Source organism: Terasakiella sediminum, assembly GCF_033100395.1.
Lineage (GTDB): Bacteria > Pseudomonadota > Alphaproteobacteria > Rhodospirillales > Terasakiellaceae > Terasakiella.
Genome location: NZ_JAWLVJ010000010.1, coordinates 53,748 through 73,491 on the forward strand (window position 1 = coordinate 53,748; position 19,744 = coordinate 73,491).

General features: G+C 48.5%; 22 protein-coding genes. 8 read left to right on the top strand and 14 right to left on the bottom strand.

The features are described 5' to 3' along the window. The first annotated feature begins 136 nt into the window (after window positions 1–136). Entirely contained in the window at window positions 137–1,825 is a 1,689-nt protein-coding gene (locus RYZ26_RS09530; RefSeq protein ID WP_317682967.1) for a hypothetical protein, read from the top strand. 240 nt (window positions 1,826–2,065) lie between these two features. Further along, complete coding sequence (locus RYZ26_RS09535) at window positions 2,066–2,809, top strand: substrate-binding periplasmic protein (protein ID WP_317682968.1); 744 nt, start codon at window positions 2,066–2,068, stop codon at window positions 2,807–2,809. A gap of 4 nt (window positions 2,810–2,813) precedes the next feature. Here RYZ26_RS09535 and RYZ26_RS09540 read toward each other — a convergent pair whose 3' ends face one another. Next, complete coding sequence (locus RYZ26_RS09540) at window positions 2,814–3,518, bottom strand: methyltransferase domain-containing protein (RefSeq protein ID WP_317682969.1); 705 nt, start codon at window positions 3,516–3,518, stop codon at window positions 2,814–2,816. A gap of 6 nt (window positions 3,519–3,524) precedes the next feature. Beyond that, window positions 3,525–4,127 (bottom strand): methyltransferase family protein, encoded by a 603-nt coding sequence (locus RYZ26_RS09545; RefSeq protein WP_317682970.1) that lies wholly within the window; start codon window positions 4,125–4,127, stop codon window positions 3,525–3,527. Window positions 4,128–4,221: 94 nt separating this feature from the next. Here RYZ26_RS09545 and RYZ26_RS09550 point away from each other — a divergent pair, with 94 nt between their 5' ends. After that, window positions 4,222–4,977: a DUF2336 domain-containing protein gene (locus RYZ26_RS09550; RefSeq protein ID WP_317682971.1), complete on the top strand. Its 756-nt coding sequence runs from the start codon at window positions 4,222–4,224 to the stop codon at window positions 4,975–4,977. Between the two features lie 88 nt (window positions 4,978–5,065). On the opposite strand, the gene RYZ26_RS09555 is transcribed toward RYZ26_RS09550, so the two are convergent. Genes RYZ26_RS09555 through cobO form a run of 4 tightly spaced genes read right to left on the bottom strand, consistent with a single transcriptional unit; the run spans window position 5,066 to window position 8,342 of the window. Further along, the gene (locus RYZ26_RS09555) at window positions 5,066–5,530 is read right to left on the bottom strand and encodes a GNAT family N-acetyltransferase (RefSeq protein WP_317682972.1); all 465 of its coding nucleotides are present in this window, start codon (window positions 5,528–5,530) and stop codon (window positions 5,066–5,068) included. Beyond that, entirely contained in the window at window positions 5,531–6,997 is a 1,467-nt protein-coding gene (locus tag RYZ26_RS09560) for a cobyric acid synthase (RefSeq protein WP_317682973.1), read from the bottom strand. 2 nt (window positions 6,998–6,999) lie between these two features. Next, complete coding sequence (locus RYZ26_RS09565) at window positions 7,000–7,677, bottom strand: lipid-binding SYLF domain-containing protein (protein WP_317682974.1); 678 nt, start codon at window positions 7,675–7,677, stop codon at window positions 7,000–7,002. 59 nt (window positions 7,678–7,736) lie between these two features. Continuing rightward, window positions 7,737–8,342 (bottom strand): cob(I)yrinic acid a,c-diamide adenosyltransferase, encoded by a 606-nt coding sequence (gene cobO / locus RYZ26_RS09570; protein ID WP_317682975.1) that lies wholly within the window; start codon window positions 8,340–8,342, stop codon window positions 7,737–7,739. Between the two features lie 122 nt (window positions 8,343–8,464). Between cobO and RYZ26_RS09575 the strand changes: the two genes are divergently transcribed. Together RYZ26_RS09575 and RYZ26_RS09580 are read left to right on the top strand one after the other, a co-directional pair. Then, a complete protein-coding gene (locus RYZ26_RS09575) occupies window positions 8,465–9,373 on the top strand; it encodes an MBL fold metallo-hydrolase (RefSeq protein WP_317682976.1) in 909 nt (302 codons plus the stop codon). A gap of 97 nt (window positions 9,374–9,470) precedes the next feature. After that, the gene (locus RYZ26_RS09580; RefSeq protein WP_317682977.1) at window positions 9,471–9,947 is read left to right on the top strand and encodes an arsenate reductase ArsC; all 477 of its coding nucleotides are present in this window, start codon (window positions 9,471–9,473) and stop codon (window positions 9,945–9,947) included. On the opposite strand, the gene cbiB is transcribed toward RYZ26_RS09580, so the two are convergent. From cbiB to RYZ26_RS09600, 4 genes are read right to left on the bottom strand one after another with little or no spacing between them, the layout of a single operon-like run. Next, window positions 9,944–10,936 (bottom strand): adenosylcobinamide-phosphate synthase CbiB, encoded by a 993-nt coding sequence (gene cbiB, locus RYZ26_RS09585; RefSeq protein WP_317682978.1) that lies wholly within the window; start codon window positions 10,934–10,936, stop codon window positions 9,944–9,946. The genes RYZ26_RS09580 and cbiB overlap by 4 nt on opposite strands. Window positions 10,937–10,945: 9 nt before the next feature. Further along, window positions 10,946–11,407: a 2-thiouracil desulfurase family protein gene (locus tag RYZ26_RS09590; RefSeq protein ID WP_317682979.1), complete on the bottom strand. Its 462-nt coding sequence runs from the start codon at window positions 11,405–11,407 to the stop codon at window positions 10,946–10,948. 3 nt (window positions 11,408–11,410) lie between these two features. Next, the gene (locus RYZ26_RS09595) at window positions 11,411–12,706 is read right to left on the bottom strand and encodes an EAL domain-containing protein (RefSeq protein WP_317682980.1); all 1,296 of its coding nucleotides are present in this window, start codon (window positions 12,704–12,706) and stop codon (window positions 11,411–11,413) included. Between the two features lie 3 nt (window positions 12,707–12,709). Next, window positions 12,710–13,966, bottom strand: a complete 1,257-nt coding sequence (locus RYZ26_RS09600) for an EAL domain-containing protein (protein ID WP_317682981.1) — start codon at window positions 13,964–13,966, stop codon at window positions 12,710–12,712. Window positions 13,967–14,080: 114 nt separating this feature from the next. Here RYZ26_RS09600 and RYZ26_RS09605 point away from each other — a divergent pair, with 114 nt between their 5' ends. Continuing rightward, window positions 14,081–15,055, top strand: coding sequence for a UDP-glucuronic acid decarboxylase family protein (locus RYZ26_RS09605; protein ID WP_317682982.1), 975 nt, complete (start codon window positions 14,081–14,083; stop codon window positions 15,053–15,055). Window positions 15,056–15,061: 6 nt separating this feature from the next. Here the strand turns inward: RYZ26_RS09605 and RYZ26_RS09610 are convergent, their stop codons facing one another. Together RYZ26_RS09610 and RYZ26_RS09615 are read right to left on the bottom strand one after the other, a co-directional pair. Beyond that, window positions 15,062–15,259 carry a hypothetical protein gene (locus RYZ26_RS09610; protein ID WP_317682983.1) on the bottom strand — a complete coding sequence of 66 codons (198 nt, stop codon included), beginning with the start codon at window positions 15,257–15,259 and terminating at the stop codon, window positions 15,062–15,064. 159 nt (window positions 15,260–15,418) lie between these two features. Next, window positions 15,419–15,607, bottom strand: coding sequence for a hypothetical protein (locus RYZ26_RS09615; protein ID WP_317682984.1), 189 nt, complete (start codon window positions 15,605–15,607; stop codon window positions 15,419–15,421). 301 nt (window positions 15,608–15,908) lie between these two features. On the opposite strand from RYZ26_RS09615, the gene rfaE1 reads away from it, so the two are divergent. Then, entirely contained in the window at window positions 15,909–17,378 is a 1,470-nt protein-coding gene (gene rfaE1 / locus RYZ26_RS09620) for a D-glycero-beta-D-manno-heptose-7-phosphate kinase (protein WP_317682985.1), read from the top strand. A 145-nt stretch (window positions 17,379–17,523) separates the two neighbouring features. Here rfaE1 and RYZ26_RS09625 read toward each other — a convergent pair whose 3' ends face one another. After that, window positions 17,524–18,312 (bottom strand): DUF2189 domain-containing protein, encoded by a 789-nt coding sequence (locus tag RYZ26_RS09625; protein ID WP_317682986.1) that lies wholly within the window; start codon window positions 18,310–18,312, stop codon window positions 17,524–17,526. After that, window positions 18,313–19,101 (bottom strand): DUF2189 domain-containing protein, encoded by a 789-nt coding sequence (locus tag RYZ26_RS09630; protein WP_317682987.1) that lies wholly within the window; start codon window positions 19,099–19,101, stop codon window positions 18,313–18,315. A gap of 87 nt (window positions 19,102–19,188) precedes the next feature. Here RYZ26_RS09630 and RYZ26_RS09635 point away from each other — a divergent pair, with 87 nt between their 5' ends. Next, window positions 19,189–19,704: an O-acetyl-ADP-ribose deacetylase gene (locus tag RYZ26_RS09635; protein ID WP_317682988.1), complete on the top strand. Its 516-nt coding sequence runs from the start codon at window positions 19,189–19,191 to the stop codon at window positions 19,702–19,704. Window positions 19,705–19,744 lie beyond the last annotated feature (40 nt).

Genomic DNA, 19,744 nt, shown 5'->3' on the forward strand with positions numbered 1-19,744 from the left:
GTGCGGGATGACGTTCTCTACTCTGCCCCACCCGTCATTCCAGAGAAGGCCGGAATCTCCAACCACAATCTCCCCTTCCCCCCAATCCCTGATTTGGCTAAAGTCAAAACGGGAAAATAAAGGGATAAAAACAACCATGACAAAAGATTGGGTAGACATCTGGACCGAAGAAGAGGTCACCGCACTAAGCCATTGGGACAAAAAGCTCATCGAATGTGCAAGAAAAGGCAAACCGCTAAGATCGCACATCAAAGAAGAAAAAAACAGACCCATCCTTTCTGCCCGCCTAATCGCGTCCCTTGTCACCAGTCAACATAACCAAAACTGGAATCTTCACCCCAAAAGTCTGTGCATTGATGGCTTTCGCTTTACAGAACGACTCGATTTTGACCAACGTCACATTAACAATTCACTATATTTTTATAACTGCTCATTCGAACAACAATGCCAATTTATTCATGGTCACTACAAAACTCTATTTTTTGATAACTGTTCCTTCTTCAAAGAATTGAATTTAATTGGATCAATAATTTCGCATGGATTGTATTTAAGCGGCTCACATCTAAAGAATAAAAATAAAATCAGTAATTGTATATTTGCAGATGGTTTGACAATCCATGGACATGCCTTTCTCCGAAACAACTTCAAATCCAATGGCTGTATACGATTATTAAATGCAAAAATTGAAGGAAATCTTGACTTGGACGGTGCCATAATTTCAAGCGGACCTAATGTAGACGACATTACCTCTCTTTTTGCCGACGGACTAACCATTGGCGGCGCAATCTTTTTACGCAATGGTTTTAAAGCTTCTGGAATCATTCGACTACCTGGCGCTACACTCTCAAGTAATCTTGAAATTGATAACGCTGAAATTTCCTATAACTTAAATGATGACAACAAAAATTGCATTGAAGCAGATAATATTTCGATAGATGGCAGCCTATTTTTACGCAACAACCTTTCATGTAAAGGCCATATACACATTACTAACGGTACTATTAAAGGTGATCTTGAGATATGGGATGCTCAAATTAACGGTGATCTAAACTTAAGAAATACCCGCACCAACCAGCGGCTTGTTTTCAAATCCGTTACATGTGATTCCACCAGCCGCATAAGCTTAAATCATGCTTTTTCCGATGTCTTGCAAGATGACCTAAAAAGCTGGCAAGGTTTTAAAGAGATTCACCTTGATGGCTTCGAATATAATCACCTTCATCGTCGAGCAAGCGGGAGGCAACAAATTACCTGGCTTCAGAAAATGCCAGAGGAAAAATATTTCCCGCAACCTTATGAACAACTCGCCAAAGTCCTAAAAACAGACGGTCATCTCAGGGATGCCCGTAATGTCCTCGTTGAAAAACAAAAACAGCTATTTAAACACGGTAATGTAACCTGGCTTCATCGAGTTTGGCTATTTTTCACACGATACCTCATTGCCTTCGGTTATCGGCCCTGGAATGTGATTCCCTATATTTTACTTATCTTTATCCTTGGGGAAAATATCTTCCTGCAAGCCCACAAGAACAATTACATCGTTCCGGCAAACCCCAAAGTTTCCATGGAAATGGCAAAGGGAAAAAAGACTTTAGAAGAAATTATGCCAACCTACCCCACTTTCATACCCTTAATCTATTCCGTTGATTCATTTCTACCTTTTGTCGAACTGGATCAGGAGAAATACTGGATGCCCGATGGTAAGAATACCAGTGGATGGGGGTTAGCCACCCGCATATATCGATGGTTCCATATCGCCATGGGTTGGTTTTTATCGACCTTGCTGGTCGCCGGGCTTGCCGGGTTGGTGAAGAAGGACGATTAAGAGGCCTCTCATCGTCATGGCGCACGGGTTGCGCCATCAGGGCAAAAGCATGATATCAACCTCTTGCCGCGCAGCAGGTGCGCGATGACGGTTTTTGTTCTCACCTAACCGTCATTCCCATACGGACAGGACTCTGGCCCCCTTTCCACAAGAATAATTAACCCCAGAAAATATAAGTTGAAAAACATTAAGAACTTCTCATCTAATACTCAAAGTCCAAACATGATTTTGGGGGTTCAGATGCGTGTGTTTTTTAGACTGGCTTGTTTTTGCATTCTATTCTGGCACACCCCTGCCCATGCCGATGGTCTTGTTTTTTACACTGAAAGCTACCCCCCTTATAGCTATCAAGACAAAACCACCGGAAAAATAAGCGGTATTGCAGTAGATATTGTCGATCATATCTTAAAGCGCACAGGTTTTAAGACCAGAATTCAGTTGGTACCGTGGAAACGAGGCTATGAAACCACACTTTCCAGAAAAAATACCTGCCTTTTTTCCACTGGACGTACAGAAGATCGGGAAAAATTGTTTAAATGGGTCACCCCTTTTACCGAAGTTTCCCTCGTCCTGTTTTCCAGAAAAGACAACCCCGTCACCCTGAACACACTGGATGACGTGCGGAACTATCGTATTGGTGGATATCTGGGTGATGCGGCTTCTGATTATCTTGTGCAGAAAAACATCGCTGTGGAAACCGTCACCAATGACCAGTTTAATTTGAGAAAACTGCAAAGTGGACGGATTGATTTATGGGCAACTGGCGAGCTGGCTGGTCTGGAGCTGGCCGATGCCGCTGGTATTGAGAATATCACAAAAGCCTACACGCTTTTTTCCACCCCCGGCGGCATTGCCTGTAACATCCATACGGATGATATAATCTTAGAGCGCATGCGTGACGAGCTAGACACACTCCAGAAAGACGGCGTGATCAGCGAGATTTATCATCGCTATATGCCTGAGTTGAGTGTCCCCGGTACGTAAACAGCTACTCTTTCCACGCAAGCCAGCCGCCAAACAAAAAAGCGCCGTAAAACGGTTCCACCGTCTTGAACCCGGCATTATGCAGCAGTTCAAGAACCCGGTCCTCAGACACAAACTGGATATCGCGCACCACATGTTCAAAGCCGCGGTCCACGATATGTTCGGGCATGCCGTTGTGGAGTTGCCAATCCCGCCAGATATCAAGGAAGCGTTTAAAACGCGCACCTTCCACATCCGCATGCAAATCCGCCAGAACCAGAGGAGCACCGGGGTTGAGACGATCCGCGATGGAGCGCAGCAAAGCTTCTTTGGAGCCATCATCCGGGACAAAATGCATAACCAGAATAAGGGTGGCAGCATCAAATTTCATGTCCGCAGCCAGATCTTCAACATAGCCTTCATAAACATGGGCGCGTTCGGACATCTGATTGATCTCGACATTGGCCTGCGCAACCGCCGCCATGGCAGGGGCAGGTTCCACGCCGGTGAAATGCCAGTTAGGGAAATGTTCACCCATGGTCAACATTTCAACACCCGTACCACAGCCGACACTCAGCAACTTCGCTTCTGTTGCTGGAACGTAATGATCCAGTGCCACCTTGATCATTTCATGCAAGACCTCATAACCTGGCACGACCTGGCGGATCACACGGTCATAGGCTTCGGCCTTTTGGTCATCAAAATGCTGGGTGGTGTCAAAATCGCTCATGTGCCCTCATTCCCCTAGATCAACCCGGCCTTTATAGGGGATAAAGGCGGGAACCTGTGATTTATAAAATCTATATTGATCACCATACAGCCTAATCAACTGGCGTTCTTCAAAAAAACATCCGATCCAAAGATAGAGGGAAGCAAAAACAGCCGTCATCAAAGAAAATTCATCACGCACCCGCCCCCAGAGGATCAGGAAGGCCGCTGAATATATCGGGTGGCGCACAAAACGATGGAACCCTTTGAAATGCAAAGGTTCCTCATCATTCGTCATTTTGGTACGCACCTGTTTCAGCCCGCTAAACAGACCCAGATCATATTCGCGCAAGGCCAGAACCATCAAAATCCAGCCCGCAATATATAGGACCGTCAGCGAAGAACTTAACCAGCCTGCCAGCAAATACGGACCCATATCCCCATAAAGCCACAAGCCAATTCCATAAAGAACCATCACCTGCAGGGCCGCAAAGATATTATAGGCCAGCCGATAGGCCGTGCCCAACAGGGGTTTTAGCTGTGATTTCACCCCGTCGCGGGCGAGCAACGAATGGATCAACCCAAAACCCAGCCAGCCAAATCCGTATATTAAATCTATTTGATGTACCATCTCTCTGTTGTAGCTGTGTTTGGCGTCACATCCAAAAGATATTTTGCAGCCTAGAATGACTTTAACGTCAAAAAAAGAAGCATGTGAGGCCAGAATGTTTAGCACCACGCCGACCACACAGACCCTGTCCAAACGGGCCGCTGCCTTGCGCGAACGTATGAATGAACAACACCGGGTTGATCTGGCCCGTGATATGGGGACGGCTTTGAACGAACCGGACCTGTCTGCCACCGAACGCACCATCGCCCAGGAAATTGTCGCCAAACTGGTCGAAGATGAAATCACCAACGTGCGCGCTGCCATTGCCGAAGCCGTTGCCGGGTCCCCCCACCTGCCCGGCACCATCGCAAGCAAGCTCGCCCATGATATCTCAGAGGTTGCCATTCCTGTTCTGTCTCTTTCTCCTGTACTAGAAGATAGAGTGTTGGAAGATATCATCGATAGTGGCGCGACCGATAAAATCCGCGCCATTGCAGGTCGGGAAATCGTCTCGCCCAACATCTGTCGGCGCATTGTGGCTTCAGGTAAAAAAGGCGCTGTCATCCGGCTTTTGGAAAACCCCGGTGCCTCACTCACCAATCAGACCATGATCACCATCGTTCGGGTTTATGGCGATGATCAGAATGTGGAAAAGGCCGTGCTGGATCGTGGTGAATTACCGGACGAAGTGGTCAGTGCGCTCTGTGAACTGGTGGAAGCCCACGTTGTTGCCTTTGTGCAACGATATTTTAACCTGCCGGAACATGTGGTCAATGTGCAGAAAGGACGTAATCTTCTAAAAGGCATCAAGACCAAACGCCGCGCCATTGATAATAAAAATTGGTGGGATACGAAGAAGGGGGTTATTTGACCTCTTATGTCATTCCCAACTTGATTGGGAACCCAGAATATGTCCATCGACTGGCTGGGTCCCCGCTTTCGCGGGGATGACAATAAGATTACAGCATCTTCTCCATCCGGAAATTGGTTAACAACTGCCCCCCGCGTTCCACTTCCTGCTGTTCAATCACATAAAAGCCCTGACGTTCGAAGAACCCACGTGCTGACAGACTGGCTTCTACATAAATCTTTGAATTTCCGTTCAAAACTGCCTGTTTCTCTACCTGTTGATAAAGCAGTTTCGCCACACCTGCGCGCTGAAAATCAGGCGAAACATAAAGCAAATCCAGATGCCCATCGGCTTCCAAATCAACAAATCCAGCCAGTTGATCCCCTGACCAGACAAGCCAGGTGGGGCGGGATTGACAGCGCTTTGTCCAAGCCTCAACATCAATCTCATCCGGTGCCCAGACCTTGATCTGATCTGGCGTATAGTGAAGGGAGGCCACTTCGCGGATAGAACGTTGAAACAGCGTGATCATGGCCGCTTCATCGCCCGGTTCAAACAGTCTGATCTGAAACATTTAGGCCAGGTCCAGCAAGGCATCGAGGTCGCAATATTCTTCCAGATGATCCGCCAGCAAATCCAGAACCTCATCGATTTGCTGTTCATAAGACAGACTCACCTGTCGGTCCTGCTGAATGGAAGCGAGATACCTTGCACGGAAACCATCTTCATTAAAGAGGCCGTGCAGGTAACTGCCGATCAACTGACCGTTTTCTGCCACACAGCCTTCATCCTGCCCCTCAAGGTTCAACAAAGGATGTTTGCGCGCCGGGCCTTCAGAAACACCCATATGCATTTCATAACCGCTGACTTTTTCTTCGTTATTCAGGCAAATACCGTCAATAGCACGTAGGGTTTTCGGACCTTTCAGGACGGTTTCCATATCCAGCAATCCCAGTCCTTCAACCTCACGAATATTTCCTTCAATGCCGTCTGGGTCAGTAACGCGTCTGCCCATCATCTGATAGCCGCCACATAAACCCACCACATGGCCACCGTGGCGAACATGTGCGTGAATATCAATGTCCCAGCCCTGGTCACGCAGGAAAACCAAATCGGCAATGGTCGCTTTGGACCCAGGCAGCAGGATCACATCCGCATCTGCCGGGATGGGACGACCCGCTTCAACAATATCCACAAACACGTCTTTTTCAGCGCGCAAAGGATCAAAATCATCAAAATTGGCGATGCGCGCCAATCGCGGCACGGCGATTTTGATCGCACCTTTATCACGATCTGCCCCTCGTTTATCCAAACTCATGGCATCTTCGTCAGGTAAAAGGCCTGCTTTTGGGAAATATGGCACCGTTCCAAAGCTTCGAAGGCCGCATTTATCACGGATGATATCCAGCGCAGGTTCAAAAATCGTAACATCACCCCGGAATTTATTGATCAGATAACCTTTAAGACGGTTCTGTTCAGCTTCTGGCAATAAAACATGGGTGCCAACGATGGAAGCAATCACCCCACCGCGATCAATATCACCGATCAGGATAACGGGAATGTCCGCCGCTTCAGCAAACCCCATATTGGCAATATCAGAGGCACGCAGATTGACTTCAGCCGCACTACCTGCGCCTTCAACCAAGACCAAATCAACGTTTTCGCCCAGCTTTTCAAAACTTTCCAGTACCTTTGGCATCAGGCTGGGCTTTAATTTGGTGTAATCACGCGCCGAACAATTACCCACGACCTCGCCCTGCACCACCACTTGCGATCCCACGTCGGTTTGGGGTTTCAACAAGACCGGGTTCATATGGACAGTCAAATCCAGACCACAGGCGCGTGCCTGCAAGGCCTGGGCGCGGCCGATTTCCCCGCCTTCCACCGTAACAGCCGCATTGTTGGACATATTTTGTGGCTTAAATGGCGCAACCTTCAATCCCCTGCGCACATAGGCGCGACACAGGCCCGCAACCAACAGGGATTTCCCCACGTCTGAGCCTGTGCCCTGAAACATCAGGGCTTTGGTCTTTTTGGTCATTCTTATTCGGCTAAGGCAGAAAGGGTAGCACGCAAAGAATCAGCCGCCGGATTGCTCACCACACCATCCAATACGATCTGGCGGGGTTCAACAGCTTGGGCATAAAAACTTTCATTCAGGTCAGCCCGCTTGGCAAAGACAGCACCTTCCACCGCCCCGCCGCCAAAGAGGCCACGATCCAGTGAAAAGGCCAGAATATCTGCCCCCATAGAGGTCGTCGTTGATCCATCCACACTGCCCCCGAAGGATCCAACTACCACACCAGCTGCCGCACCCGCCTTGAACTGGTCATTCAGAATAGCATTCAGGCCGGATTCCGTGCGGATGACATAAACGATCTGACTGTCTTTCAGGCCGATTTGCAAACCGAGGCTTCCGCCGCCCATGGTATAAAAGGCCGGATAGCTCCAGGTTCCGTCAGGTTTTTTGGCCAGCAGTACAGCATTGCCATATTCACCGCCGATGATGAAACCGCCTTTTAACAGACGTGGCACGATGACAACGCCAACAGCCTTGTTGAAGGCTTCATTCAGTTCTTTATATTGTTTCGACCCCAAAACATGTCTTGCTGTGGCTTCTGTTTCCAGCAAAATCTGAATGGCATCCTGATTTGCCGCGACAGATTTTTCAGCAGCAAACAAGGTAAAAACGGCAACGAAAACAGCCAATAAGCGTTTCATGGAACTATTCCTTTAAAATGATCCTGCCAAGAGAATGCCTGTAAAACCTAAAGAAAATGCTAAAATTCTACACCGGGCTGGGCTTTGATGCCGCTTCTGAATGGATGTTTCACCAGGGTCATTTCGGTGGCCAATTCTGCTGCTTCCAGCAATTCATCGGATGCATGACGCCCGGTTAGGCACACATGAACCATATCTGGGCGGTTTTTCAAAGTTTCCAGAACGTCGGCTTCATCCACATAGTCATAGCGCATAGCCACATTGATCTCATCCAGAATGACCATGCGGTATTCCCCGCTTTCAATCATTTCCTTGGCTGCTGCCCAGGCTTTTTGTGCGGCCTGAATATCGCGTTCTTTATCCTGTGTTTCCCAGGTAAAACCTTCACCCATCGCCTTGAAGGTCACGAGGTCAGGGAAACCTTCAAACACGCGGCGTTCCGCCGTATCCCAGGCACCTTTGATAAATTGAATGACACCGACTTTGAAGCCATGACCGACGCAACGCAGCGCCATACCAAAAGCCGAAGATGATTTGCCTTTGCCTTTACCGGTATGAACGATCACCAGACCTTTTTCATCGATCTTTTTTTCCATCATACGGTCACGGGCAGCTTTCTTTTTCGCCATTTTACTGGCGTGCTTATCTAAATCAGCATCAGACATGATCATTCCCTTTAAACAAAAAATATTTCTTTGAATATAGGGGGGTGGCTGATTTTCGCAATTGGCAATTCCCTTATTCTGACACTGTGATATATTAGGTAAATTTTATATAAAGGTTTGCCATGCGTTTTCTCCCTCTTTTCTTCATACTTCTCTTCACCACGCCCCCGACTTTTGCTTTGGAAATTCAGCCTGTCACCGATGGGATTTACGCTTTAGTCGGGGAAACGGAACAACGATCCGAAACCAACCTCGCCAATAACGCGACCTTTGGCGTGGTTGTCACAGATGACGGGTTAATTTTGATTGATGCAGGCGGCAGTCGCGAAGGCGCAAAGAAGATCCATGACACCATCCGGACCTTCAGCCAGAAGCCTGTCAAATATGTCATCAACACCGGCGGGCAGGATCATCGATGGCTCGGTAACGGATACTGGCAAGACTTGGGTGCACAAGTCATTGCCAGCCGTGCCGCCGTTGAAGACCAGAAAGAACGCAGTGATCTGCAACTGTCTGCTCTGAAACAGTTTTTGGGGGCAAAGCTGGAGGGTACAGTGCCAAGTTTTGCCAATATCACCTTTGATGAAAGTCACAGCTTGGCCTTTGGCGGGCTGGAAATTGTGATTGAACATCCGGCAGCTGCCCACACACCGGGCGACAGTATTGTCTGGGTGAAATCGAAAGGCACGCTGTTCAGCGGAGATATCATTTATGTGGAACGTATCTTAGGGGTTGGCGAACAATCCAATTCCAAAGACTGGATTGCGGCCTTTGAGCGGATCAAGACCCTTGCCCCCAAACATATTATCCCCGGCCATGGCCCGGCAACCGACTTAAAGACCGCAACGAAACAAACCTATGATTATCTTGTCAACCTGCGTCAGAAAATCAGAGAGCACCTGGAAGCTGGCGGGGATATGATCACCGCCCCCAAAGTTGACCAGAGCGATTTTAAATACCTCAAGCAATTCTCGTCACTGGCCGGGCGAAATGCCCAGCAGGTTTTCAGCGAAATGGAATGGGAAGAATAGGCAATTTTGCGGCCCATCTATCATAAAAGCGTCATCAAAGAGTCGCAGAGACCCCTTAGGAATCTACAGACATAATTTGTTCCACAAGAGGATAATCATGTCTGACAAACCGCTGAACGTACTTTTCCTGTGTAAACACAATACCGCACGTTCCATCATTGCCGAAGCCTTGCTCAATCGTCTGGGTCAGGGTCGCTTTAAGGCTTTTTCCGCCGGGTCCAACCCTTCAAAAGACATACACCCTTATACCGTCGATCTGATGAAAAACATGAACTACGGGCTGGACGGCCAGGCCCCAAAGGCCATGGATACCATCACCGAAGAGATGGATTTCATCTTCACCGTCTGTGATGAAACATCTGTGGAAGATTGCCCGGCCTTTAATGGCGAACCCATGACTGCAAACTGGGAAGTGCCGGACCCGATAAAAGCCGAAGGTACAGAAGCAGAAAAACGTCTGGCCTTTTCAGAAGCTTATCGCATGCTGAACAATCGAATTTCCATTTTTGTGAACCTGCCGCTGACGGAGGACCGTGCCAAACTGCAAGGCCAGTTGAACGATATTGGCACTTAGATAAAAGCGATCAAAGCCACAAACACCCCATTAACCAGACAAGCCGCCACATAAACTTTCAAGGCCTGTTTGATGTGCTTTGGGGTCACTTGGGCTGTGCCCGTGCCAATCCAGGGATCATTAGCCTGACCTTCGCGGTATTTGCGCGGGCCAGCCAGCGCAATATCCAATGCGCCCGCCATCGCGCCTTCCGGCCATCCGGCGTTTGGTGATCTATGTTTTTTAGCATCACGAAACATGGTCTTGAACGCCTTGGACGGCGTGGTCGAGACCATAAAGAACGATCCGAAATAAATCCAGAACCCTGCCAGACGCGCCGGGATCAGGTTTAAGATGTCATCCAGACGAGCAGCTGTGAAGCCAAAAGATTTATATTTATCAGACTTGTGACCGATCATACTGTCCATGGTATTGACCGCTTTATAGACCAAAAGCCCCGGAAAGCCGAACAGCACATACCAGAAAACCGGGGCGACCACCCCATCGCCAAAGTTTTCTGCCAGCGATTCAATGGCCGCACGGGCCACCCCATGATCATCCAGCTGGTCCGGGTCGCGCCCAACGATATGACTGACGGCTTCACGCCCCCCGGAAATGCCTTCGTTTTTTAAGGCAACCGCAACGCGGCGCACGTAAGTGAACAGACTGCGCTGTGCAATCAGGCTGACAGTCAGAAATAATTCCAAAGTCCAGCCAAGGGGATAATGCTGCCCAAACCACGACACCGCCATACCGATGACAATGCATAAGGACACCATGAAGACAACAACCACAAAGCCGCGTATGGCCCGGTTGGTTTCCGACCTCGTTTCCCGATTCAGTTTCTGATCCAGAAAAGAAATCAGATCGCCAATCCAGACAACCGGATGTTTGATCACATTGAACAGACGGTTCATATCCCCGACATAAGCATCCAGCAGCAAGGCTGCCAGCAAAAGCCAAAGCGGATTAAAGGTTTCCTTCAGAATCTGTGTGTCATACGCAATCATGGAACGGGCTTATATCATATCCAGAGCGGACTTCAATCCATCAAGATCAAACTCGCTAAAGACCAGAAGACCATTTTCTTTCAACAGACTGGCGGTCAGGCCCGAACCCGGAATTTTCACCGACGTAAAACTGCCGTCATAAATGATGTTGACCCCGCAGGATGGACTGCGTTCTTTCAATAAAGCATATTTGATCTGATGTTCCTGAACCAGTGCCAGCGCGATTTCCGCCCCCTTTTCAAAAGGTTCGGTAAAATCATTGCCATCTTTATCGAGAATACGCCCTGTCTTTAAATCCCGCTCAGCAGGCGGTCTGGGGGCAGGCAAGCCACCTGCCATTTCCGGACATAGTGGGACCAATCGACCTTCTGCCTGCCATTTCTGAATGACCGGATCATCGATCAGGCAATCCCCCGCATCATAACGCACTTTTTCCCCCATAAGGCAGGCGCTGACGAGGATTTTTTCCATGGATTACTTCCGTCTGCTCAGAGATTTCTTGGTGCCGCTTTGTTTGTCATGAGCCTGGGCGCGTTTTTTCAACACCCGCATGCTGCGACGGCGGTTTTCTTCCGCAATCAAGGCTTCTACATGTCGTCCCTGGAAGAAATCAATGCCGATATCACGCCCAAATTCAATGGCTTCTTCATTATCGCAACGGCTCAGGATCACCCGTTTCGGATCGCTCAGCAGCAACTGACGCTTTACCTTATCGGTCAGATCATGTCCGCCGTGGATAATATCCGGGTGCCAGATCAGCTTGATCATATCAGCCTGCAGACGTTCGCGATCAATAAACGGCAGGGTCTTATAATTCACCCCATCGATACAGATACGATACCCGCGCTGTTTTACGAACTCACGCGCAAACAGATAAGCGTTCAAATCGCTGAAAATATCTAACTGTTGCAGTTCCAAAACAATATTGCCCCGCATGGCCGCAATGACATTTTCATCAAACTTCATGAATTCCGGAGACAGCAAGGTCGCCACATTCAAATTGATGCTGATATCCCCTGTAATATCACGCTCTTCGGTTTTACCAAGCAATGATAAAACCCGGCGATCCAATGTTTCCGTCAAATGCTGGAACAACCAGGGCGAAGACGTCAGGTTAGCACCTGGCAATAAGGTATCGCGCAGGTCAGCGATTGAAATAAACAGTTCAGAAAACTTTGGATGGGGCACATTTTGCGCACCTTCCACCCGACACACATACTGACGGCGCACCATATTAGTGAGATCAGCCGCTTTCAAGGCTTCAATCAGGCGATCCAGGGTGCGCGGTGACATACGCTCGCCTTCTTCCTGCTTGGCCAGAAGCGCGGCTTTTACATCGTGGGAGGTACCGCCGGCACCGCTGGCATTTTTGCTTTCTTCCACCATGTTGCGTGCCATAGTGACGATGGTGTCATATTCACTTTCCACGTCATACCAGCTGGCAAACCCTTGACCGTCCACTTCTTCTTCAGACAGCAGTGGATCATCGCCAAACAAGAATTTCACTTTCTCTAAGGCCTGTTCCACCTGGCCCATGGCTTCCATCTTGAAAATAAAGATGATGTCGGAATTATTCAGAACGAAGATTTGCCCCAGTAATTCCTTGACCATCCCTTCAAACGCATCGGCGGCCACCCGGATATGATGTTCACGGCGGTTAAACGGGCGCAGGTTAGAGAGATGCAGATGCGCCATTTCGCGGCCCTGGCGGTGATGTTCCAGACGGCGAATGTAGTCATAAAACAGGCTTTCCTGATTTTGCGTGCTCATGTCTTACCCTCTCCGCCGTGCAGTTGCGGCTGCCTTTTGTGTCATAGCTTCGACCAGCTTATCCACAAAGAAACCCTGAAAGCGCTGCACGCCTAATTGCAGGCCAAATCGCACCGCATCTTCACTATCCACATGAGAAATCACAACTTTTTCCGCCCCAATGGACTGTATCAATTCTCGCATTTCCATTTGTCCATCTGATGTCGCAGACCCCCCAAGCCTGTCCCCCCAGGCGATTTTATAATAGTCTGCGCATAACATACTGGGATCGAAATAATCCAGCACCAGCGGCTGTAACGTATCGATCAATACCTTGTAGCCGCGCCCCTGTAACAGGTCGCGCACTTCTTCAAAAGCAAAGATATTGGAAAACACATCAACGGGTTGAAATTCCAGAATAACCCGATGGGCCTGATTGCCGACAAACTGATCAAACAGTTGGAAATCCTTGGTATGAACAGTCTGGATGTTCAGGTTCAGGCTGATATTTTTCGGCAGATCATCCATGGACTGGCTGCGCAACATATGCAGCACGCGCTGATCCAGAATGGTGGTCAAAAACTGAAAGAGCCAGCGGTCCGCCAGCAGGTCTACCTTGGGCGCAACGTTCTTGCGCAAATCAGCGATGGAGACATAATATTCACGAAACAGCAATTGCCCCTGCCCGCTTGCCCCGATCTGTACCGCAGACTGATGGCGCATCAAGGGACGAGCATCCAGTTTCTTGAAAATACGGGCCAGTTGATCCAGATTTTTCGGCGTCAGCTTGTCATCATCCATAGCTGAGCCGCCGGTATCCATCTTTTCAGACATCCCGGCCAAAGCCGCAGACACCACAGCTTCTTTAAAGAAATCAAAATCTTCTTCCAGATCATACCAACTGGAAAGCACTTCTTCACCTGCGATATCGCGCTGATCAATCAATGGATCCGCGCTAAAGAGCATACGAATACTATCCAGCGCCTTATCAATCTGCCCGACAAACGTGCCCGGACAGGTCAGGATGATATCGAAATTACCCAGAACGAACAGTTCAGCTGTGTGCGATAAAGTGATCTGGTCAAAAGCCCGTTCCGCAATCCGAATATAAATCGGTTTCTTGTTGGTGCGCTGCAGACGGGACATATGCACATGAATGGCGCATTGTCCTTGCGGTTTTTTTTCCAGATATTGCAGGTTTTCCAGCAGTTTATTTTCCGGACCGTTGGTATCAGCCCGAATTGCTTTCATCACCAAAGCATCACTTCTTTTCTGCGCCATGCGTTTTTACTTTCTCGTCACCGGGCCGCGTTCTTTTTCTTGTACAGTAACATAGCGATAAAACTCTTCATAAAAAATTAAAATCATCTATGTTTTTCTTTTCAGGAATGCTACATGGATTTTAGTCCACTTAGGGGAGATACAGCCGTGCATATGCGCAAACGAATTTTGGTGACAGGTGGTGCTGGATTTTTGGGGTCTCATTTGTGTGAGCGCCTCCTGAAAGAAGGCCATGATGTCATTTGCGCCGATAATTTCTTTACCGGCACCAAAGACAACATCCGCCATCTGCTGGATAACCCTTATTTCGAACTCATGCGCCATGACGTCACCTTCCCGCTTTATGTGGAAGTAGATGAAATCTACAACCTGGCCTGTCCGGCTTCCCCCATCCATTATCAGCATGACCCGGTGAGCACGACTAAAACCAGTGTGCATGGAGCCATCAATGTTCTGGGCCTTGCCAAACGTGTCGGTGCCAAGGTTTTCCAAGCCTCTACCAGCGAAGTCTATGGCGATCCGGAAATTCACCCCCAGCCGGAAGAATACCGTGGCAATGTCAATCCTATCGGGCCACGCGCATGCTATGACGAAGGCAAACGCTGTGCAGAAACACTGTTTTTCGATTATCACCGCCAGCATAACGTAAGCATTCGTGTCGCTCGTATCTTTAACACCTACGGTCCACGCATGCATCCCAATGATGGCCGTGTGGTATCTAACTTTATTATGCAGGCACTACGTAACGAGCCCATCACCATTTACGGCGATGGCTCGCAAACCCGATCATTCTGTTACTGTGATGACCTGATTGACGGTTTTGTGCGCATGATGAATGCGGATGACACGGTTACAGGGCCAATTAACCTCGGTAATCCGGGGGAATTCACCATCAAGCAGCTGGCTGAAAAAGTCATTGATCTGATCGGGTCCAAATCGACCCTGACCTTTGAAGACCTGCCTGTGGATGATCCCATGCAGCGCAAACCGATCATTGATAAAGCGCAAAAGCATCTGGACTGGGAACCAAAAATCCCATTAGAAGAAGGCCTTAAAAAGACCATCGCTTATTTTGAAAAGATGGTGTAACCCGGCCTAAAAACGGCGCAGGGACTCACTTTCCATAAAACGAATTGTTTCAGCAACCTCACTCCAGTGACTTTGTCTGGCTTTTTCCTTGGCTTCTTTATAACCAAAAGCATTGACCAGAAGGTGCGCCAGTTCACTGGTGCGACGTTCCGCGTCCGGATGGGTATAACGATTCTTGCGGCTTGTGCTGAGCGTCCTATACATTTCTCGTATCCCTTATTCTGGATGATGAAATCCTTGTTTTAAGGAGCTTATTCTTATCACATATGTTTGTTTCGATTACATTACAAGCCTGTGAGAAACAAAAAAGGGTTCCTTTACAGAAAAAAGAACCCTTTTTAATCGAACTGGATTTTCAAATGGTTAGGCAACGCCGCGGTAATCGTCCTGCATAAAACGCAGTTCTTCTGCGACATTGAACCATTGAAATTCCATCGCCGTACAGATCGCATCATTGTACCCCATGCTAAGCAGGAGACGTTCAGCATAATCGCGAACTTGGGCTTCATTCGTTGCTTGAGGTGCGTCTTGTTGCGCAATCTGAGTAATCATCGTTAAACCTCATTGTCTTTTCTCGACGGACAAAAAGTTCGGACGTTTCAATAATAATCAATAAGGGCGTGTTTAAAGGGGAATTCAAACCTGACCTGTTGAAACGCCCGATCAAAAGGCATGTCCGTTTCACCCTTTCATATAAACACATAAATATTGCGATGGTTTTTCTGCAATAATTTCATTTATTTCCAAATATTTCAAAATTTGCGTAAACTCTGTGCATCCAACGCTTTCACCGATTGAAAAGGCGCGCTATAAAGGCTTTTTTATTGGCCATGTCATTCAAAGAATTACTATTATGTCCCGTGCCCGTCATGTTGATCTGATCAACCGCGCCTCAAACATCGAAATCCTGTGTATCGGCGATATTATGTTGGACCGTTTCGTCTATGGGTCCGTCGATCGCATTTCACCTGAAGCTCCTATTCCTGTCATGCGTATTGAACGCGAAGAATCGATGCTGGGCGGTGCCGGCAATGTGGTGCGCAATCTCCTGAGCCTTGGTGCCAATGCACGCTTCTGCGGGTTGATCGGTGAAGATGACGCCGGGCGTGAAGTCGCTGCCCTGTTGAACGAGGATGATCATTGCACCGCCAATCTGATCATGGACAGCAACCGCCCGACTTCCCTGAAAACCCGCTATATGGCATCAAATCAGCAGATGCTACGCGCAGACCACGAACAGGTCGCGCCCTTAAATGATCAACAGCATCAGGACCTTTTGCTGGATGTGGCAGAAAGCCTGGGCGTTGTTAACGTGATGGTCTTGTCGGATTACGGCAAAGGCGTTCTGGAAAATGATGCCCCTGAAAATCTGATCGCTTTGGCAAAAAAAGCAGACATTCCGGTAATTGTTGATCCCAAAGGTGTGGATTACAGTAAATATCGTGGGGCCACGCTGGTGACGCCAAACCGTAAGGAATTGTCAGAAGCAAGCCAAATGGCCTGTGACAGTGATAGCTCTATAGTCGCAGCCGCCAAGCATATCATTGAAACCTGTGGCATTGAAAATGTACTGGCCACCCGATCACAAGACGGCATGACCCTTGTGACCAAAGACGGTGATGTGGTCCATCTGCCGACCGAAGCGCGCGAAGTCTTTGATGTATCCGGGGCGGGTGACACGGTTGTTGCGACCCTTGCCATGGCCATTGGCCTGAGTGCTTCCCTGGAAGACGGCGCAGACCTTGCCAATGTGGCAGCAGGTCTTGTGGTCGCCAAAATGGGCACAGCCAGTGTTTATCAAGAAGAATTGATCAATGCGCTACATCATCAGGATATCAGCCAGGCAGAAGCCAAGATACTGGGCCGTGAAGGCGCAAAAGACAAAGTCATCCGCTGGCAACGCCAAGGGTTGAAAGTCGGATTTACCAATGGCTGCTTTGATCTGCTGCACCCAGGACATATTTCCCTGATCAAACAATCGGCCAATCAATGTGACAAACTGATCATTGGTTTGAACAGCGATGCCTCTGTCAAACGCCTGAAAGGTGAAGAACGCCCGGTACAGACAGAGATGGCACGCGCAACCGTGCTGTCATCGCTGGGCGATGTGGATATGGTGGTAATCTTTGAAGAAGATACCCCAATGGAAACCTTATCTGCCCTGCTGCCAGACGTCTTGATCAAGGGGGCTGATTACACCATTGATCAGGTGGTGGGTGCTGAACTGATCCAGCAAAATGGAGGGCGCGTCTTCCTTGCCCAACTGGAAGATGGCTTTTCCACCACAAACACAGTTAAAAAACTGAAAGGAAGCAATTCATGAAAAAGATGTTATTGGTTTTATCCTTTTCTTTTGCTTTAAGTTCATGCACTTGGCAGGAATTTACAGACAGTCTTGATCCTGGACAGATTCTGTACAACACAGCAAAAAATGTATGTGAAGATAATCCTGACAAATGCACGTCACATTAATCACGCGGCATGATCTGTTGATAGGCATGCCAGGTGGCGTGCCCGATCAAGGGGAAAGCAAAGATTAGCCCAAACACACTGACCAGCGCAGTAAACATAATGGCGGTAATCATCACCGCCCACAGAATCATCACATGGATATTCCTGATGACCACATAAACGCTGGTAATCATGGCCGGAATGATCATGGTTTTGCGATCCACCATCAACGGCAGAGAAAAAGCCCCGGTCAGGAAGATGCCCAACGCAAACATACTGCCTTCAGCGGCCAGTAAAATCGCAAAATTCACCCCTTCCATGGAAAAGACCCGTTCAAAGATCGCGCCCCATTCCGGCATCACACCAGGGAAAGAAACCGCAAAAACCGTGAAGGCCATCTTGATCCAGACGAGAAACAGAAACACCTGCGCAATCCCGACGGCCATAATCGCAAGCGTATTGCGCCGAAATCCTAAAAAAGCATGGATCAGTTTAAACTCTTCCCCATTTTGGCGACGCAGGCTGCCTTCATAAAAACCAACCGCAATGGCCGGACCGACCAGCAGGAAACCGGAAATGGACGGGAAAATCAGATAAGGTAGTCCGGCAAAATGAAAGCCAAAGGAAATGATCAGCCCCAATACCAGAAAAATTCCAGCATAAGTCATACTGACCTTTTTTAAATATTTGGTATCAGTCCAACCTTTCGCCAGCCAGGAAAACACATCTTCGGTTTCCACTTTCCTGACCAATGCCATTTCTTCCACCAAATAGCTTTTGGTCGGTCCCTCAACATTATCTTTCATTCAGTCAGATCCCATTACCTGTTGATATGCGTGCCAGGTGGCATGACCCACCAAAGGAAACGTCACAATCAGACCAATTCCGGTAATTAATCCGGCAAACATCAGCAAAACCACTAAAAAGGCCCACAGCACCATCACCCGCAAATTCATGTAAACCGCATAGGCACTGGCCAGCATGGCCGGAATCAAGACCGTTTGCCGATCAATCATCAATGGCAGCGAAAATGCCCCCGTAAAAAAGATGATGGTGGCAAAAACTGCGCCCAGACAAACAATCATCACGGCGAAATGCAGTCCATCCATGGAAATCGCGCGTTCCAGAATCGGCCCCCATTCCGGCTGTACACCGGGGAAGGCCACAGCAAAAAAGGTAAAAGACAGTCTGATCCACACCATAAAGAGAAATACTTGCGCAATCCCCATGGCCATCAGCGAATAAGTATTGCGGTTAAAGGCGAAGATCGCATGACCCAAGCCAAATTCTTCGCCGCGTTGGCGACGCAGGCTGCCTTCATAAAAGCCAATGGCAATGGCCGGGCCGATCAGCAGAAACCCCGACAGCGACGGCAGGATGAGATAGGGCACATCCAGATGATAAAACCCGAAGGAAATAAAAAGGCCACCCAATAAAAAAAGGGCAGCATATGTCATGCTTACCCCTTTTAACGCTTTGGTGTCAGCCCAGCCTTTCGCCAGCCACTGAAACACATCATCTGTGTGCACTTTGCGGGCCAGCGCCATTTCTTCTACCAGAAAGGCAGGCCCGGCTTGATTGATCTGTCCGCTCATGTCACCTCCCAAAAGGTTCGACTTCCCTGTATAACATGTCTTATTTTTAATTACTCTAATTCAGATTAGAACATAGGGAGATAGGGTTTGGCAACTTTACGCGTCCTAAAAGGTGATATTACAACGCTGGATGTCGATATCATCGTCAATGCCGCCAACGCATCCTTGCTGGGCGGCGGTGGTGTGGATGGCGCCATTCATCGCGCGGCCGGACCCGCGCTTCTGGACTATTGTCGCACCCTTGGGGGATGTAAAACAGGGGAAGCCAAACTCACCCCCGGATTTAACCTGAAGGCCCGCCATATCGCCCATACTGTCGGCCCGATCTGGACGCAACATAGCCCGGATGAAGCCGACCAGCTCTTGCTCAACTGTTACTTTAACTGTCTAAGAGTTTGCTTTAAGAAAAAACTACAAGTTATTGCTTTTCCAAATATTTCTACAGGCATTTATGGCTTCCCAAAAGAGCGTGCGGCCAAACTTATCGTTGGAAATGTCGCTGATTTTACAAAAAACGAGCCTTCAATCAAGGAAATTATTTTCTGTTGTTTCGATATCGAAAATAAATCACTTTATGAGACAAAACTGGATAGAATTTCCTGATTCCCCTGCGCAGGCCGGGGCCTCGTGAATTCAGATAGAT

Excerpts from the sequence above, each read along its gene's own strand:
- RYZ26_RS09530 (WP_317682967.1), top strand. The coding sequence starts at position 137 with ATGACAAAAGATTGGGTAGACATCTGGACCGAAGAAGAGGTCACCGCA.
- RYZ26_RS09535 (WP_317682968.1), top strand. The coding sequence starts at position 2,066 with ATGCGTGTGTTTTTTAGACTGGCTTGTTTTTGCATTCTATTCTGGCAC.
- RYZ26_RS09540 (WP_317682969.1), bottom strand. The coding sequence starts at position 3,518 with ATGAGCGATTTTGACACCACCCAGCATTTTGATGACCAAAAGGCCGAA.
- RYZ26_RS09545 (WP_317682970.1), bottom strand. The coding sequence starts at position 4,127 with ATGGTACATCAAATAGATTTAATATACGGATTTGGCTGGCTGGGTTTT.
- RYZ26_RS09550 (WP_317682971.1), top strand. The coding sequence starts at position 4,222 with ATGTTTAGCACCACGCCGACCACACAGACCCTGTCCAAACGGGCCGCT.
- RYZ26_RS09555 (WP_317682972.1), bottom strand. The coding sequence starts at position 5,530 with ATGTTTCAGATCAGACTGTTTGAACCGGGCGATGAAGCGGCCATGATC.
- RYZ26_RS09560 (WP_317682973.1), bottom strand. The coding sequence starts at position 6,997 with ATGACCAAAAAGACCAAAGCCCTGATGTTTCAGGGCACAGGCTCAGAC.
- RYZ26_RS09565 (WP_317682974.1), bottom strand. The coding sequence starts at position 7,677 with ATGAAACGCTTATTGGCTGTTTTCGTTGCCGTTTTTACCTTGTTTGCT.
- cobO (WP_317682975.1), bottom strand. The coding sequence starts at position 8,342 with ATGTCTGATGCTGATTTAGATAAGCACGCCAGTAAAATGGCGAAAAAG.
- RYZ26_RS09575 (WP_317682976.1), top strand. The coding sequence starts at position 8,465 with ATGCGTTTTCTCCCTCTTTTCTTCATACTTCTCTTCACCACGCCCCCG.
- RYZ26_RS09580 (WP_317682977.1), top strand. The coding sequence starts at position 9,471 with ATGTCTGACAAACCGCTGAACGTACTTTTCCTGTGTAAACACAATACC.
- cbiB (WP_317682978.1), bottom strand. The coding sequence starts at position 10,936 with ATGATTGCGTATGACACACAGATTCTGAAGGAAACCTTTAATCCGCTT.
- RYZ26_RS09590 (WP_317682979.1), bottom strand. The coding sequence starts at position 11,407 with ATGGAAAAAATCCTCGTCAGCGCCTGCCTTATGGGGGAAAAAGTGCGT.
- RYZ26_RS09595 (WP_317682980.1), bottom strand. The coding sequence starts at position 12,706 with ATGAGCACGCAAAATCAGGAAAGCCTGTTTTATGACTACATTCGCCGT.
- RYZ26_RS09600 (WP_317682981.1), bottom strand. The coding sequence starts at position 13,966 with ATGGCGCAGAAAAGAAGTGATGCTTTGGTGATGAAAGCAATTCGGGCT.
- RYZ26_RS09605 (WP_317682982.1), top strand. The coding sequence starts at position 14,081 with ATGGATTTTAGTCCACTTAGGGGAGATACAGCCGTGCATATGCGCAAA.
- RYZ26_RS09610 (WP_317682983.1), bottom strand. The coding sequence starts at position 15,259 with ATGTATAGGACGCTCAGCACAAGCCGCAAGAATCGTTATACCCATCCG.
- RYZ26_RS09615 (WP_317682984.1), bottom strand. The coding sequence starts at position 15,607 with ATGATTACTCAGATTGCGCAACAAGACGCACCTCAAGCAACGAATGAA.
- rfaE1 (WP_317682985.1), top strand. The coding sequence starts at position 15,909 with ATGTCCCGTGCCCGTCATGTTGATCTGATCAACCGCGCCTCAAACATC.
- RYZ26_RS09625 (WP_317682986.1), bottom strand. The coding sequence starts at position 18,312 with ATGAAAGATAATGTTGAGGGACCGACCAAAAGCTATTTGGTGGAAGAA.
- RYZ26_RS09630 (WP_317682987.1), bottom strand. The coding sequence starts at position 19,101 with ATGAGCGGACAGATCAATCAAGCCGGGCCTGCCTTTCTGGTAGAAGAA.